Raw genomic sequence first — 13,695 nt, 5'->3', positions numbered from 1 at the left:
CTATGCGGCGCATGTTTCAGCGGGTCGACTGGAAGTAACAAGCATGTATCGGACATCTCACGCACCGTTCACGGGCCGGGGAGGCTGCCCCGGCGGGACGCTAATTACGCTGTTTGGTCCGTGCAGTGGCAGGCGCGGACCAGGGATCTTCGGGCCAGGGATGCTTCGGGTAGCGGCCCCGCATTTCGGCGCGGACCTGGCCATACGGGCCGGACCAGAATGATGTCAGGTCGCCGGTAACAGCCAGCGGGCGCCGGGCCGGTGAGAGCAGATGGAACAGCACCGGCACCCGGCCGTCGGCCAGGCGGGGCGTGGCGGCCAGCCCGAAGCACTCCTGGAGTTTGACGGCCACCACCGGCGGGGCCGTGGCATCCGACCATTCGGGATAGTCAATCCGCACCCTTGAGCCGCTGGGAACTTCCAGGGTTTCCGGGGCGAGCTCATCCGTCCGGGCTGCCTCCGGCCAGGGAAGCAGCCGCCGCAGCGGCCCGGCAAGGTCCACCGCGTTCACGTCTGCGCCGGCCGCAAGCGCCTCCAGCTCCGGTCCCAGCCAGTCCTGCAGGCGGCGGAGAAGCCCCGCCTCCGATACGTCCGGCCACGGCTCCCCCAGCTCACGGTGCAGGAAAGCGAGCCGCCTGCGCAACGCCGCTGCCGCCGTCGACCAGTTGAGGGCAGCCAGCCCTTCCTTCTGCAGCACTCCTGCCAGCGCGGCCCGGCCCTCGGCAGGCGACGGACGCACCGGGGTGGAGGCGAGCACGATCGCGCCGAGCCGCCGGACCCTGCGCGCGGTAACCCGGCCCTGCGTGAAGGCGGCCTCCACCGCCTCAGCAACGAGGTGGGATGCGGCTGATTCGGCGAGGCTGGCGGAGAGCGGGGCTGCGGCGCGGATCACGGCGCCCGTCCCGGCTGAGTCCCTCCCACCGCCGCGGGACACCTCAGCCACTGCCAGCCATTCATGCCCGGACAGGCTGCTTCCGGCGGGCAGTCCTGCCCGGGTTCCAGAGGACAGCAGGTACTGCTCGGGCCCGCCGCCGGGAACCCTGCGTGCCACGCGGTCGGGGAAGGCAAGGGCGACGACGGCGCCCACCAGGGCGCTCCCACCGGCAAGGGGCGGCAGGGCCGGAGCGCCTGGCAGGGGCCCCGCCTGCTGCGCAAGGACCTGGAGGCGGCGGCTTTCATCTGCCCAGCGCCTGCCGGCGGGGCCTTTGTCGCTGCGGAGTTCGGACAGGAGGCGCGGCAGGTCAGCGCCGGACGCCCGCGCATCACCTGCCACGGCGGCCACCACCTCTGCCGCCGCCCTGGGGCCGGCGGCAGCGGCGCCGTCGAGCAAGGCGCGGCCCAGACGCGGATCCACCGGGAGTCCCGACAGGGTCCTGCCGGCACTGGTAGCGTGGCCGTCGCCGGCCACGGCACCAAGTTCGTGCAGGATTTCCATGGCATCATCCATGGCCGGCTCCGGCGGGGCGTCCGGCAGGGCCAGGCCTTGCCCGCGCGGTGATCCCCAGCACGCCATCACCAGGGCGGCTCCGGCGAGGTCCGCCACGGTGATTTCCGGGGTCACATGGGCCGGGGCGGCGCCGAATGCCTGCTGGCTGTAGCAGCGGACCACCGTCCCAGGGGCCTGGCGGGCGGCGCGTCCGGCACGCTGGTCAGCGGAGGCCCGGGAGCAGGAGACCGTCACCAGCCCGTTCATTCCCCGTGCGGCGTCGCGCCGCGGCTCACGGGCCAGCCCCGAGTCAATGACGAGGTGGACCCCCGGCACGGTCAGCGATGACTCGGCCAGATCCGTGGAGACGATAATCCTGGCGTTCTCCCCCGGCCCGCGCCCGGACACGGCCCGGTCCTGCTCGGCGGGGCCCACCCTGCCGTGAAGTTCCAGCACGTCAGTCCCCGGCCCCACGCGGCTGCGCAGCCCTGCCGCAACCTGCGAGACTTCCCATGCCCCCGGAACGAAGACCAGGGCGTCCGCAGCGCTGTCCGCTGCCAGCGCCTGCCGGTGGGCCTCCGCGGCGGTCCCTGCAACGAAATCAAGGAAAGTGCGGGTCACTCCCCTGCCGTCCAACCGCTGGCCGGGCCCCGGACGCCACTCCGTCCGCAGTGGATGGAGCGCCGAGGGACAGTCGACGACGGGAGCCGGCCCGCCGCCGTCGTGATCCCCCAGCAGGGCAGCGAACCTGGGAGCGTCAAGGGTGGCGGACATGGCGACGACGGTAAGGTCACCGCGCAGCTGGCGTACTTCAGTGAGCATGCCGAACAGGAGGTCCGTTTCGAGGCCGCGTTCGTGGACCTCATCCAGGACCACCGCGCCTGCCAACGGCAGGTCCGGAGCGGCCAGCAGTCGGCGCAGCAGGATGCCTGGCGTGACGAATTCTATGAGCGTTCCGGATCCGGCCTGCCGCTCTCCGCGGACTGTATACCCCACCCGGTTGCCCAGCGGGCTGCCGTCCAGGGCTGCAAGCCTGCGGGCGGCGGCACGGGCAGCTACCCTGCGCGGCTGGGTGACCATAACCGTACGGTGCCGCCCGCCGGGACCCGCAGGCAGTCCCGCCACGAGGTTTGCCAGCAGGGGCGGAACCAGGGTGGTCTTGCCCGTTCCCGGGGGCGCCTGCACTACTGCCGCTCCTCCCGGCTCGCCATCGCCCAGCGCTTCGGCCAGGGCCGGGAGCGAGTTGGCAAAGGGCAGGCCGGCGCCGATGGCCCGGAGGTGGAAGGCCTGGCCAGGTGGCGGTTCCTGCCGTCCGCTCGGGGAAGTCATCCCTCCATTTTGCCCGGCCAACCGGTGTGCTGCGGACCACGTCCTCGCCCTGCACCATACTCGGGACAAAGGATTCGGGACAAAGGGCTCAGGACACTGGACCCCAGGGCACTGAATCCAGGGCGCCCCGGACTGCAGCGGAAGGAACAGGTCTCGGGGCTTAGGGCCTTCCGGCGCCCTTGCCCTTTTCCCTGGCTTCCTTGGCAGCATCAGGCAGGTCCTGTTGCTGGGGGGCAGGCTCAGGGGCCGGCGCGGGCGCTGCGGGGGCTTCCGGCTGGACCTGAACAGGCTGGGGCTCTGCGACTGGCTCCGGCACCGGCTCCGGGGCCGTGACGTTCACCGTGGGCTGCTCCGCCGCAGTTGCCGCGGCTTTCGCATCTCTGGCGGAGGCCGCCTGGGCTGTAATGGTGCGGGTTACGTCTGCCCGGACCGCCTCAAGCGCGGCGTCGATGCCGCGGTAGCGGGCCGCCGAGATCGCACCCTGGCCGGCGGCCAGGTCCAAGTCCCGCTCAAGCGCCTCAACGGCATCGAGGACCCCGTCCAGCCTGTTCTCCGCAGCAGCCTGGGTGATGTTGAGGACGCGGATCTGGAAACCGCGAAGAGTGGCCTCATCCGAATCGGCACCGCCGAAAGCCGGGGAAACCACGACGGCAGCGGCGGTGAGGGCGGCCGCTGCCAGCGCTGCAGCTACTCCAGCCCATACCCTCCGTTGGGGGCGCACGGGGGCGCCGCCCTGCGCCGGAGACGGCTGGAGACGATCAGGCGGCATGCCGGCCCCGCAACGGGACGACGGCGGCAGGCCGGGGGTAGAGGACGGTCACGGCCGCCGTGTCCCCTGCCGGCGGGGCCACTGCTGCGGCTTCCGTTGCCGGGACCGCCACGAGGCGCGCCGGCGATGGCCGTGACGCTGTTCCGGCAATCATGCGCCGCACCGCAAACCGCACCAAGGCTGCGAGCAACTGCCCGAGTCCGAGGCCCAAGAGAACATGGCCGGCGAGATACTGGCCACCATTGCCCGCGGCACCGTACGGCGCGCTGGCCGCCAAGCCCGCTCCGGAAGCGGCCGCCAGGGCCCAGATGGCAACAACAATTGCATTCATTCGTTCGACCCGCTCCCGCCACTGGTAATTAATCAGCAAGCTTAGTACTAATGGTCAGCAAGCTTACTACCTGACGCGGATGAAGCAAGCGCGGCGCCGGAGGAGGAGTGCGCCGGGGCTAATGCCGCCGTTCCAAAGCCGTGAGGAGCCGCCTTACGGAACCACCCAGGTTCCACTCAGTGGCCAGCCGCTCGAGCTCGACCCGCGGCTCGCCTGAAACGGGATTCAGTTCCGCGCCCGCCTGCTCCGGAGTGGGCAGGTCCAGGTCCCGCACCAGCCTCACCACTGTGGGGGCAACCGAAAGGTAGTCCGCGGCGGCGGCCAGCTTGGCCTTCACGGGGGCCGCCATGCCGCTGCCTGGAAGCCCCGCCGCCTCCAGCAGCCCCTCCAAGGTTCCATACTTCAGCAGCAGGGAGGCCGCGGTTTTTTCACCGATTCCGGCAACCCCCGGCAGGCCGTCCGAGGCGTCGCCGCGCAATGTCGCGTAGTCGGCGTACTGCTGGGGCAGCACCCGGTACCTGGCCACCACTGATTCTTCGGTGATGACCTCAAGGTTCTTCATGCCGCGGGCGGTGTAGATCACGCGGACCTGGCGTTCGTCGTCGCAGACCTGGAAAAGGTCGCGGTCCCCGGTGACGACGTCGACGGGAAGGTCCGCGTGGCTCGCGTACGTGCCCACGACGTCGTCGGCCTCATGGTGGGGCGCGCCCACAATAGCGATGCCGGCGAGCCCAAGCACCTGGCGGATCATGGGAAGCTGCGCCTCCAGCGCGTCCGGGACAACTTCGATGTCAGGGGCACCCGGGACGGCTTCCGCCACCCGGTGGGCCTTGTAGGTGGGCAGGAGGTCCACCCGCCACTGCGGGCGCCAGTCGTCATCCCAGCACGCGATGAGGTGCGTTGCGTGGTAGTCCGTGGTCAGCCGGGCGATCATGTCCAGCAGGCCGCGGACGGCGTTGACCGGTGTGCCGTCCCCGCGGCGGATCGTGTCCGGCAGGCCGTAGAAGGCGCGGAAGTACAGCGATGCAGTATCCAGCAGCATGAGGCGGTCAGGCATGCTTCGATCCTCACATGGATAGGCTTGGAAACGGGGCAACGCCTCCGGCCCTTTCACCGGCGGCCCCTTGGCTAGGAGGCCCAGTCGGAATCGCCGAAGACCCGTCCCCGGAAGTGCGCGCGGAGGTACTCCCCCACCACGGCGGCGCCCAGTTCCCCTGCCTCGGGAGCCACCACCCGGCCGCCCACCCTGCGGGCCATGCGCCGGACGAACCGTTCCAGGCTGGGGTCCGAGCCCAGCCGGAAGAACGTGGCCTGCGTGCCCGCGCGCCCCAGCCGGTCGAGCTCCGCCACTGTCACGCGGATGGTTTCCGGGTCCGGCGGCCAGCAGAACCACGGTTCGCCTTCCGGCAGCAGGTGTGCCGTGGGCTCGCCGTCCGTGACCACCAGGAGGAACGGCTGCATGGAAGGGTGCTTGCGGAAGAAGCGGCCGGCCAGCAGCAACCCGTGATGGAGGTTTGTTCCTTGCTCCCGCAGCGGCGGCAAAGCGGTGAGTTCACCGATGTCCATCGCCTGGGCATGGCGGCCAAACGTGATCAGTTCCAGCCTGTCGCCGCGGAAACGGGTGGAGACCAGGTGGTGGAGCGCCAGCGCGGTGCGTTTCATGGGAACCCACCTTCCCTCGGCGGCCATCGAAAAGGACACATCGACAAGAAGGACGACGGCGGCCTGCGTGCGCGCTTCCGTTTCGCTGACTTCGATGTCCGCCGGGGTGAGGCGGAGACCGCTGCCCGGGGTTCCACCGCCCGCCGCTGTGCCGCTGATCGCGTTGGTCAGCGTTCGGGTCACGTCCCAGGGCTCCGCGTCCCCGAACTCCCATGGACGGCTTGATCCGGTCTGCTCCCCGGCCGCCCCGGCCTCGCGGGTGTCCCTGCGCCCCTGCCGGCCTGACAGCTGCCTGGCGGTGTCCCGCAGCAGCGACTTGCCCAGCCGCCGCATGGCCTGTGGTGAGAGCCGGAGGTCCCCGTCCGTGCCCCGCCGCAGGTAGCCTCCCTCCTGCATGGCGCGTTCGATGTCGGACAGCGTGCGGGCGGTGACTACGGCGTCCGGTCCCAACTGGCGGGCCAGGGCATCCAGGTCCAGGTCGCCCAAGGTTGAGCCGTTGTAGGACTGGGAGAGCTGTTCGGCGAGCTCGTCCAGTTCGGCGATGTCCTGGAGCACTCCGGTGCCGTCGCCCAGGCCCAGGCCCTCCTGGCCCTGGAAGCGTTCGGAGCCGGTCCAGTCCTCACCTGGGCGCAGGGCGCGCAGGCTTTCGTCGAGCTGGTCAAGCTGGGCCATGAGCTCCGGCGATCCGAAGGCCTGGGCCGAAAGCCGCATCAGCTCGTCGCGCTGCTCCGGGGACATGGACTGCAGGAGCCGCTGGGCAGCAGCGGCCCGCTTGGCAAGGGCGTCGATCAGTTCCTCAACCGACTGCGGGTTTTCAGGGAAGTAGTCGCCGTACCGGGCCATGAACTCCTGGAAGTCGGCATTGGCATCCTCCCCGCGGCGGTGCTTGTCCAGCAGCGCGTTCAGGTCGCGCAGCATTGCGCTGACGGCTTCGCGGTCCTGCTCCGTGGCGCCCTCCAGTGCCTGCTTCATGCCCGCGAACCGCTGGTCCAGGGCCTCGCGGCCCAGCAGGTCCTTGATCCGCTCGTAGGCTTCCCGTGCCGTGCCGGATTGCCAGTCATAGGAGGCCAGGTCATTAACCGCCGCAGCGGTGGACGCGGGCAGGTTCTGCAGCTGCATTTCCCGGAAGGCGCGGTCGGCGTTGTCCATCATGGCATCGCGGGCCAGCTGCTTGCGTTCCTCCAGGACGGCAGTGTCCAGGATCTTCTTCACCTCGTTGAGGGTGCCGTCCAGGTTGTGCCGGCCCAGCAGGTCATTCCGGCGCTCCTGCACGCGCCTGGCCAGATCATCCAGGCCTTCCCGGTTCCGCCGGCCGCGCCGGAGGAACTCCTGCAGGGCGTGGCGGGGCGAGTATCCTGCCATCACGTCCTCCGCGACGGCGTCAAGCGCCTCCGCCAGGTCAACCGGCGGGGCGAGCGGGTCCGGTCCGCCGGCGTACCGGCCGTACCGGGCGGAATGGTTATGGATGTTCATGGTGCCGTCCGTCCCTCGCTTCAGCCGTTTGCCCAGCCACGCACCGTGGTGCCGTCAGCCGTAGACCGTCTCTTCGTCGTCGGACTCCTTGGAGATCCGCCGGGCCAGGTAAAGCCCCTCCAGCGCCAGTTCGATGGCCGCCGCCCGCTGGCCCTCGTTCTCCGCACCGAGGCGGCTGCCGATCTCGTCATACAGGCCTGCCCCGTTCAGGGAAGGCAGGCCTTCAAGGAACTCCCGTGCAGTCACGTGCTCCCCCGTGGTCACCGTGGTGTGGCCGTCCAGCGCTGCCACCAGCGGGCCCATGTCCAGGCCCTGGTAGTGAGCCCGCACGGCTTCGGCGGTGGAGGTGCGCAGGAGGTGGTCAAGGACGGCCTGTTCGCGGCCTTCCTCACCGGATTCGAATTCGATCTTGCCGCTGAGGACTTCCACCGCGGTGTCCAGGTCCACGATCCGCGCTACAGCCTCTGCCTCCCCGCGCATGCTGGCACGGCGAAGCGCGGCGGCTGCCACCGTTTCGGCCCCGGCAATGGCGAACCGTGCCGAGACCCCGGAGGTCTGGTTGATCGCCGGAGACTGCCGCAGCGCACGGGTGTAGCGGGCCAGGATTTCGAGGATCACCGGCGGGACATCGGCCACCAGCTGCCCCTCCTGCCGGATCACGGCCACCTCGTCGTCCAGCTCCAGGGGGTAATGGGTCCTGATCTCCGCACCGAAGCGGTCCTTCAGCGGCGTGATGATCCTGCCGCGGTTGGTGTAGTCCTCCGGGTTGGCGGAGGCGACAACCAGCACGTCCAGTGGAAGCCGGAGCACGTAGCCCCGGATCTGGATGTCGCGCTCCTCCATCACGTTGAGCATTGACACCTGGATCCGTTCGGCAAGGTCCGGCAGTTCGTTGATGGCAATAATGCCGCGGTTGGAGCGCGGGACAAGGCCGTAGTGGATGGTTTCGGGGTCTCCCAGCCTGCGGCCCTCGGCCACCCGCATCGGGTCGACGTCGCCAATGAGGTCCGCGACGGAGGTGTCCGGGGTGGCGAGCTTCTCCACATACCGTTCCGACCGGTGGCGCCAGGCCACCCGCAGCCGGTCACCCTCCGTCAGGGCAAGCGCGCGGGAATGATCCATAATGGGCTCGAACGGGTGTTCGTTCAGTTCCGACCCCTCGATGACGGGCGACCATTCGTCCAGGAGCCCGGCCAGGGTGCGCAGGAGCCGCGTCTTGCCCTGCCCGCGCTCGCCGAGCAGGACCACGTCATGCCCGGCGATCAGGGCACGCTCAAGCTGGGGAAGCACGGTCCGGCCGAAGCCGTACATCCCTGGCCATGGATCCTCACCGGCCGCGAGCGCGGCGAGCAGGTTTCCACGGATTTCCTGGCGCAGGTCCTTGAGGACATGGCCGGAGGCACGCAATTCACCAACGGTGAAAATATCGGGACGAGGAGTCACCACTCCACCGTAGCCCCGCACCAGCCGCGGATCGAGGACTTTTTTCGCGTACGCCCGGGGGTGGTCCTGGCTTACGCTTGGCGCCACGACTGCTGAGCGCGCCTTGGTTATCCTGTTGAACTCCACCGCTGAACCGCTGGCTGGCTAAGGCACACCGGTACCCGGCGCAATATACCCGGCGCAATAAGCCCCGCGCCTTGCGCGGCAGCGAAAGTGTTGCGTGGCCTCCGGACCGCCCTGCTCATCCCTTAATGGTCGCGAGCAGGACCGCAGTTGCTTCCCGGCAGATGCTGCGGGACGTCAGGCGACATCGGTGGGCGCCGCCCGGTCATCAACAGCCGCGGTGTGGTGGTCGATGCGTTCAAGGGCTGCAGTCAACTGCTCGACAGCAGACCACAGGCCCGGGTGCTGCTCCCTGATCTGCTCCAGGGTGGCCCCGGCAGACCTGAGGGTGGCAAGGTCGAAGCTGACATTGGTGCGCGCCCCGGCCACCGCCGCCCTCAGTGCACCGAATCCGACAACGACATCAGCTATGAGGGCCGGATTGCCGTGGACGGCAAGCCAACCAAGGTCATCAATGGCAGCTACAGCCCGCTCGCCCAGCACAGCCGATGCTTTGGCTGCAGCGACAGATGCACGGTGAATTGCCGCGTCCCGTTCCGGGCCCCGTTCGAGGCGAAAGGCAGCGCCGAACGCCTCGGAGGCGGCAGCGTCGTCGTCGGCCAGCTTAAGGGCGGCCTCCCTAAGCGCACATGCACGCTCGTGCAGGGAGGCGAGCTCCGCCTGCTGACCTTCCTTCGGTTCCGTATAGCCGGCAACCATTGAGGCCAGGGACGCGGCAATCGCAAGCATCACGCCTGTCCCGGCCCCTCCGCCCGGCGAACCCTTGGACTCCGCAAGGGCACGCGTCCACTCCTCAACGGTTGAGTGTCCGGTGGTGGCAGCATCGGTATCAGTCATGCCATCAAGTGTGCCCGATCCCGGCCCGCCACGATTGTCCGTGTCCGGAGCCTCCGGCTCCTACGAGCCGGGCAGGTCGGCACTGCCCGGCGGACCGTCCAGGATTGTGGGGATGTATTCGAGCAACTGCAGCCTGCCGTCGAAGGTCCGGCTGTCCACCATCTCAAGCGCGACGTCCGGATAACCGTCGTAGATCCGCTCCCTGCCGGTGCGGCCCGTGATGACAGGGAACACCACCAGCCGGAACCTGTCCACGAGGCCGGCAGTCAGCAGCGACCGGCACAGGCGAAGGCTGCCGAGGGTGCACAAGGGGCCGGAGCCCTTCCCTTTCATTTCCCTTACGGCCTCCACGGCGTCCGCACTGACCAGCGTCGAGTTCGGCCAGCCCAGCGGCCCCTGGAGCGTGGAGGAAAACACAACCTTGGGCACCGCTGCCAGGCCGGTGAGGCTCTCCCCTTCCTCCTCGGAAAAACCCGGGCCTCCCGCAGCGGCTTCCTCGGACATGCCGGCCATCAGCCGGTAGGTGTTCGCGCCCATAAGGTACGTGCGGCCCTTCTGGCCCTCCTCCTCCAGCCAGGCCAGGTATTCCGGGCCCTCCAGTCCCCACCAGCCGGGCCATCCTTCGGCAGAGGCGTAGCCATCCAGGGAAATGATGAGGTCTACCATCAGCTCCGCGGAGGATGGCTCCTGTTCAGATGCCGCGCCCATGACCGTCTCCTTCTGGTGGCAGGTGGCGGCAATCGTAGCCCCGTGCCAGCTGGACCTCAAGGCCGTACTGACCTGGCGGCAAGGTGCCGCGCTACCGTCCACCTTCGATCCTGCGGCTGCGCTGCTCCTGCGCCATCGGGCCATACGGGTAGACCCCTGTCCGGGACTGGCTGGCTTGGGTTAAGTGGCCGGCTTCGTCAGGGCCGAGGTGCAGCCCGGCGGCGGCAAGGTTGTCCGCGAGCTGCTCCGTGGTCCGGGCACCCAGGATCACCGAAGTCACCGCCGGCCTGTCCACCAGCCACGCAAGCGCCACCTGGGAGGAACTCACCCCGCGGGCAGCGGCGATTTCCTCCACGGCGCCGATCACCTGCCAGGTACCAGGATGGTCATTGCGCGCCTTCCAGGCCTCCATGCCGCGCTCGGGGTTCTCGCCGAGCCGCGTCGCACCCTGGGGAGCCTGGTCCCGCTTGTACTTGCCGGACAACCATCCACCGCCCAAAGGGGACCATGGCAGCAGCCCGATTCCGGCGTCGAGCGCGGCCGGCACGATCTCGGCTTCAATGTCCCTTACCAGCAGGCTGTACTGGGGCTGCAGCGTCACCGCGGGAGACCAGCCGTGGGCGCGGGCAACGTGGACGGCCTTGGTCAGCTGCCACCCCAGGAAGTTGGAGAAGCCGTAATAGGCGATCTTTCCGCGGCTGACCGCGTCGTCAAGGAACCGCAGCGTCTCCTCAAGGGGAGTGAGAGGGTCCCAGGCGTGCAGCTGGTACAGGTCGATCTGTTCCACGCCCAGGCGCCGGAGCGAATCGTCCAGGGCGCGCGTCAACCTTCGGCGGGAGGTGCCGACGTCGTTCGGTCCCGTCCCCATCGGAAAGCGCCCCTTGGTGGCGATCACCGCCGCATCCCTGGCATCCGGGCGCTTCCCCAGCCAGCGTCCGATGATCTCTTCCGAGACTCCCGCGCTGTAGACGTCAGCGGTGTCGATGAAGTTGCCGCCGGCGTCGAAATAGCTGTCCAGGATGGCGTGCGACGATTCCTCGGTGGCTTCCGCCCCGAACGTCATGGTTCCCAGCGCAAAGGTTGACACGACGGTGCCGCTGCTTCCCAGGGTTCTGTACTGCATGGTTGTCCTCGCTGTCAGTTGCCGGCGGACGTTGCGGCCCGGGCGGCCGCATCGCGGGTTGTGGTGCGGATCCGGTAGAGGCTGGTGGTGGCCGTGATGTAGAGGTCCTGGCCGTCCGGGCCTCCGAAGCATACGTTCGATACTTCCTCAGGCACTTCAACGGTGTCCAGGAGTTCGAACGACGGGGAATAGACACGCACTGCCGGTCCGGCTGAGGTCCAGATCCGGCCCTGGACATCCACGCGCAGGCCGTCCGCGGCATGGCCGTCGCCAAGCTCGACGGCGGATGCCCGGCGCTTGCACACGGTCCCCAGCACATCGTAGGAGGCGATCCTCAGCGGCACGCCATGGGCCGGACCGGCCGTGTCCGTCACGTACAGGACCGACTCATCCGGCGAAAACGCCAGTCCGTTCGGATACACGAGGTCCGTCACAACAGCTGTAAGGGTCCCGGTACCAGGCTCAAACCGGAAGACGTAGCAGCCCCCGTATTCCTGCTCCCCCTCGTGCCCTTCCTTTGTTCCCGGCAGGATCCCGTACGGCGGGTCGGTGAACCAGATGCTGGAGTCGCGTGCAACCACGACGTCGTTGGGTGAGTTCAGACGCCGGCCATGGAAAGAGTCAACCAGCCCCGTCACTGTCCCCTCGGCGTCGCGCTCCACGCGGCGGCGCCCGTGGCTGCACTGCACAACGCTGCCGTCCGCGTCCAGGGTCCGGCCGTTGGTGTACCCGGCGTCGAGGGAGTATTCCCTGGTGGCTCCTGTGGCCGCGGTGAACTCAAGAATGCGGTTGTTGGGGATGTCGCTCCACCGCACGGCCTGCGAGGAAGGAACCCACACCGGCCCCTCCGCCCAGACCGAGCCCGTGGACAGGCACTCCAGCCGGCCTTCCGTTAAACCGTCGCCCATTCAGGTCCCCTCACAATCCGTTGTACAGAGTGGCACGCAATAGGGGAAACGATAGCGCGAAGAGGTAAAACGGCACGGCATTGGGGAGGGGCAGCGGAGTTGACGGGGCTGTTGTGCCCGGCCCTCCCGGGCAGTAACGCTGGCGTAACGCTTCCCGGCGTACAACTGCCCACGGGTGGGGCCAGACGTTCACCGTGCTGGCTGATACGTCCCCTGCCGCCGCTGCGCCATTGGCGCAGACCGTTCCGCGTAGAGGCCAAGGAGCCCAGGATGACCAAGCTGTTCAACCAGAAAATCATGATTCTGCGCGCGCCGTCCCTCGGCGCCACCCGTGACCCGTTCGATGGACCGGGAGCCTCCCCTGGGCTCGAAAGCGCAGCGCAGAACATCGCCGAACGGGCTGTTGGCATGACTGTCGAGCGGGACGAGAACCCCTCCGCTGCGACCCTCAACGCCCTGCGGAACGACCCCACGGTCCTGGGTTTTGCCCCCGCCATGCCCATGAAGCTCATTGAACCCTTCGACGCCGATGCTGCGCCGTCCGCTGCGGCAACGTGGGGGGTCAAGGCTGTTGGGGCGGACACCTCCCCGTTCTCCGGGGCCGGAGTGACCGTTTCGGTGCTGGACACCGGCATCGCCGCCAACCACCCGGCCTTCACCGGCGTCAACCTGGTCACCAAAGACTTCACCGGTGCGGGCAGTGCCGAGGACGACAACGGCCACGGCACGCACTGCGCCGGCACGATCTTTGGCCGTGACATCTCAGGCCAGCGCATCGGCGTCGCACCCGGCGTCCAGAAAGCGGTCATTGGCAAAGTCCTCGGAGGCCCCAACGGCGGCAGCAGCGACATCCTGGCCTCCGCGATGCTGTGGGCCACTGACAACGGCGCCCACGTCATTTCCATGTCCCTGGGCATTGACTTCCCCGGATGGGTGGACGAGCTGGTGCAGGTGCACGGGCTGACCATCCCCGCCGCCACCTCCATAGCGCTCGAAGGTTACCGCGCCAACATCCGGCTTTTCGAACAGCTCGCCAACCTTCTCAACGCGCGAGCCTCCGTTGCCCAGACGACGATTGTGGTCGCAGCTGCCGGCAATGAGAGTGAACGCAACGGCAACCCCGCCTACGAGATCAACGTGGCGCCACCGGCTGCCGCCTTCGGGATCACGTCAGTGGCTGCCCTGGCCGACGGCGGGGGCGGACTTACCGTGGCGCCCTTCTCCAACACAATGGCGACTGTGGCCGGCCCCGGCGTCGGGGTGTTCAGCGCCTGGCTCAACGGCGGAACCAGAACGATCAGCGGCACCAGCATGGCCACCCCGCACGTGGCCGGCGTCGCGGCACTCTGGGCGGAGCGGCTCCTGGCGCAGGGACCCCTCAGTCCTGTGCTCCTCCAGGCAAAACTGATCGCTTCCGGAACGTTCAAGCCGCTCAAGGCCGGCACTGATCCCGTGGACGTTGGGGCGGGCCTGGTGCAGTCACCCACGAATGCCAACTAGGTTGGCCCGGCGCTTTACCCGAAGCGGCCAGTGACGGGCCCGCAGTAAGTCCCAAGGAGCGGA

11 protein-coding genes are annotated in these 13,695 nt (G+C 68.7%); 1 reads left to right on the top strand and 10 read right to left on the bottom strand.

The window, feature by feature from the left end; genetic code table 11:
• Positions 1-100: 100 nt before the first annotated feature.
• The 10 genes from hrpB to ACIQF4_RS03895 all read right to left on the bottom strand — a co-directional run bounded on the left by hrpB (position 101) and on the right by ACIQF4_RS03895 (position 12,132).
• The gene (gene hrpB / locus ACIQF4_RS03940; protein ID WP_400515646.1) at positions 101-2,755 is read right to left on the bottom strand and encodes an ATP-dependent helicase HrpB; all 2,655 of its coding nucleotides are present in this window, start codon (positions 2,753-2,755) and stop codon (positions 101-103) included.
• 160 nt (positions 2,756-2,915) lie between these two features.
• Entirely contained in the window at positions 2,916-3,476 is a 561-nt protein-coding gene (locus ACIQF4_RS03935; protein ID WP_400515648.1) for a hypothetical protein, read from the bottom strand.
• A 37-nt stretch (positions 3,477-3,513) separates the two neighbouring features.
• Positions 3,514-3,855, bottom strand: a complete 342-nt coding sequence (locus ACIQF4_RS03930) for a hypothetical protein (protein ID WP_400515650.1) — start codon at positions 3,853-3,855, stop codon at positions 3,514-3,516.
• Positions 3,856-3,973: 118 nt separating this feature from the next.
• Positions 3,974-4,912: a 5'-3' exonuclease H3TH domain-containing protein gene (locus tag ACIQF4_RS03925; protein WP_400515653.1), complete on the bottom strand. Its 939-nt coding sequence runs from the start codon at positions 4,910-4,912 to the stop codon at positions 3,974-3,976.
• Between the two features lie 71 nt (positions 4,913-4,983).
• Positions 4,984-6,990 carry a VWA domain-containing protein gene (locus ACIQF4_RS03920; protein ID WP_400515655.1) on the bottom strand — a complete coding sequence of 669 codons (2,007 nt, stop codon included), beginning with the start codon at positions 6,988-6,990 and terminating at the stop codon, positions 4,984-4,986.
• Positions 6,991-7,044: 54 nt separating this feature from the next.
• Positions 7,045-8,433 (bottom strand): sigma 54-interacting transcriptional regulator, encoded by a 1,389-nt coding sequence (locus ACIQF4_RS03915; RefSeq protein ID WP_350002342.1) that lies wholly within the window; start codon positions 8,431-8,433, stop codon positions 7,045-7,047.
• 300 nt (positions 8,434-8,733) lie between these two features.
• Positions 8,734-9,393 (bottom strand): cyclodeaminase/cyclohydrolase family protein, encoded by a 660-nt coding sequence (locus ACIQF4_RS03910; protein WP_400515658.1) that lies wholly within the window; start codon positions 9,391-9,393, stop codon positions 8,734-8,736.
• 60 nt (positions 9,394-9,453) lie between these two features.
• Complete coding sequence (locus tag ACIQF4_RS03905; protein WP_400515661.1) at positions 9,454-10,101, bottom strand: dihydrofolate reductase family protein; 648 nt, start codon at positions 10,099-10,101, stop codon at positions 9,454-9,456.
• A gap of 91 nt (positions 10,102-10,192) precedes the next feature.
• Complete coding sequence (locus ACIQF4_RS03900) at positions 10,193-11,224, bottom strand: aldo/keto reductase (protein ID WP_400515663.1); 1,032 nt, start codon at positions 11,222-11,224, stop codon at positions 10,193-10,195.
• Positions 11,225-11,238: 14 nt separating this feature from the next.
• Positions 11,239-12,132, bottom strand: coding sequence for an SMP-30/gluconolactonase/LRE family protein (locus ACIQF4_RS03895; protein WP_400515666.1), 894 nt, complete (start codon positions 12,130-12,132; stop codon positions 11,239-11,241).
• 270 nt (positions 12,133-12,402) lie between these two features.
• Between ACIQF4_RS03895 and ACIQF4_RS03890 the strand changes: the two genes are divergently transcribed.
• Positions 12,403-13,632: a S8 family peptidase gene (locus ACIQF4_RS03890; protein WP_400515668.1), complete on the top strand. Its 1,230-nt coding sequence runs from the start codon at positions 12,403-12,405 to the stop codon at positions 13,630-13,632.
• Positions 13,633-13,695: the final 63 nt, after the last annotated feature.

This window comes from Pseudarthrobacter sp. NPDC092202 (genome assembly GCF_044755505.1).
In the GTDB taxonomy this organism is placed as follows: Bacteria; Actinomycetota; Actinomycetes; order Actinomycetales; family Micrococcaceae; genus Arthrobacter.
This window is presented reverse-complemented; position numbering and strand designations above follow the sequence as displayed.

What these genes read in the sequence shown, in the direction of transcription:
- hrpB (WP_400515646.1), bottom strand. Translation starts at nt 2,755, where the DNA reads ATGACTTCCCCGAGCGGACGGCAGGAACCGCCACCTGGCCAGGCCTTC.
- ACIQF4_RS03930 (WP_400515650.1), bottom strand. Translation starts at nt 3,855, where the DNA reads ATGAATGCAATTGTTGTTGCCATCTGGGCCCTGGCGGCCGCTTCCGGA.
- ACIQF4_RS03925 (WP_400515653.1), bottom strand. Translation starts at nt 4,912, where the DNA reads ATGCCTGACCGCCTCATGCTGCTGGATACTGCATCGCTGTACTTCCGC.
- ACIQF4_RS03920 (WP_400515655.1), bottom strand. Translation starts at nt 6,990, where the DNA reads ATGAACATCCATAACCATTCCGCCCGGTACGGCCGGTACGCCGGCGGA.
- ACIQF4_RS03910 (WP_400515658.1), bottom strand. Translation starts at nt 9,393, where the DNA reads ATGACTGATACCGATGCTGCCACCACCGGACACTCAACCGTTGAGGAG.
- ACIQF4_RS03905 (WP_400515661.1), bottom strand. Translation starts at nt 10,101, where the DNA reads ATGGGCGCGGCATCTGAACAGGAGCCATCCTCCGCGGAGCTGATGGTA.
- ACIQF4_RS03900 (WP_400515663.1), bottom strand. Translation starts at nt 11,224, where the DNA reads ATGCAGTACAGAACCCTGGGAAGCAGCGGCACCGTCGTGTCAACCTTT.
- ACIQF4_RS03895 (WP_400515666.1), bottom strand. Translation starts at nt 12,132, where the DNA reads ATGGGCGACGGTTTAACGGAAGGCCGGCTGGAGTGCCTGTCCACGGGC.
- ACIQF4_RS03890 (WP_400515668.1), top strand. Translation starts at nt 12,403, where the DNA reads ATGACCAAGCTGTTCAACCAGAAAATCATGATTCTGCGCGCGCCGTCC.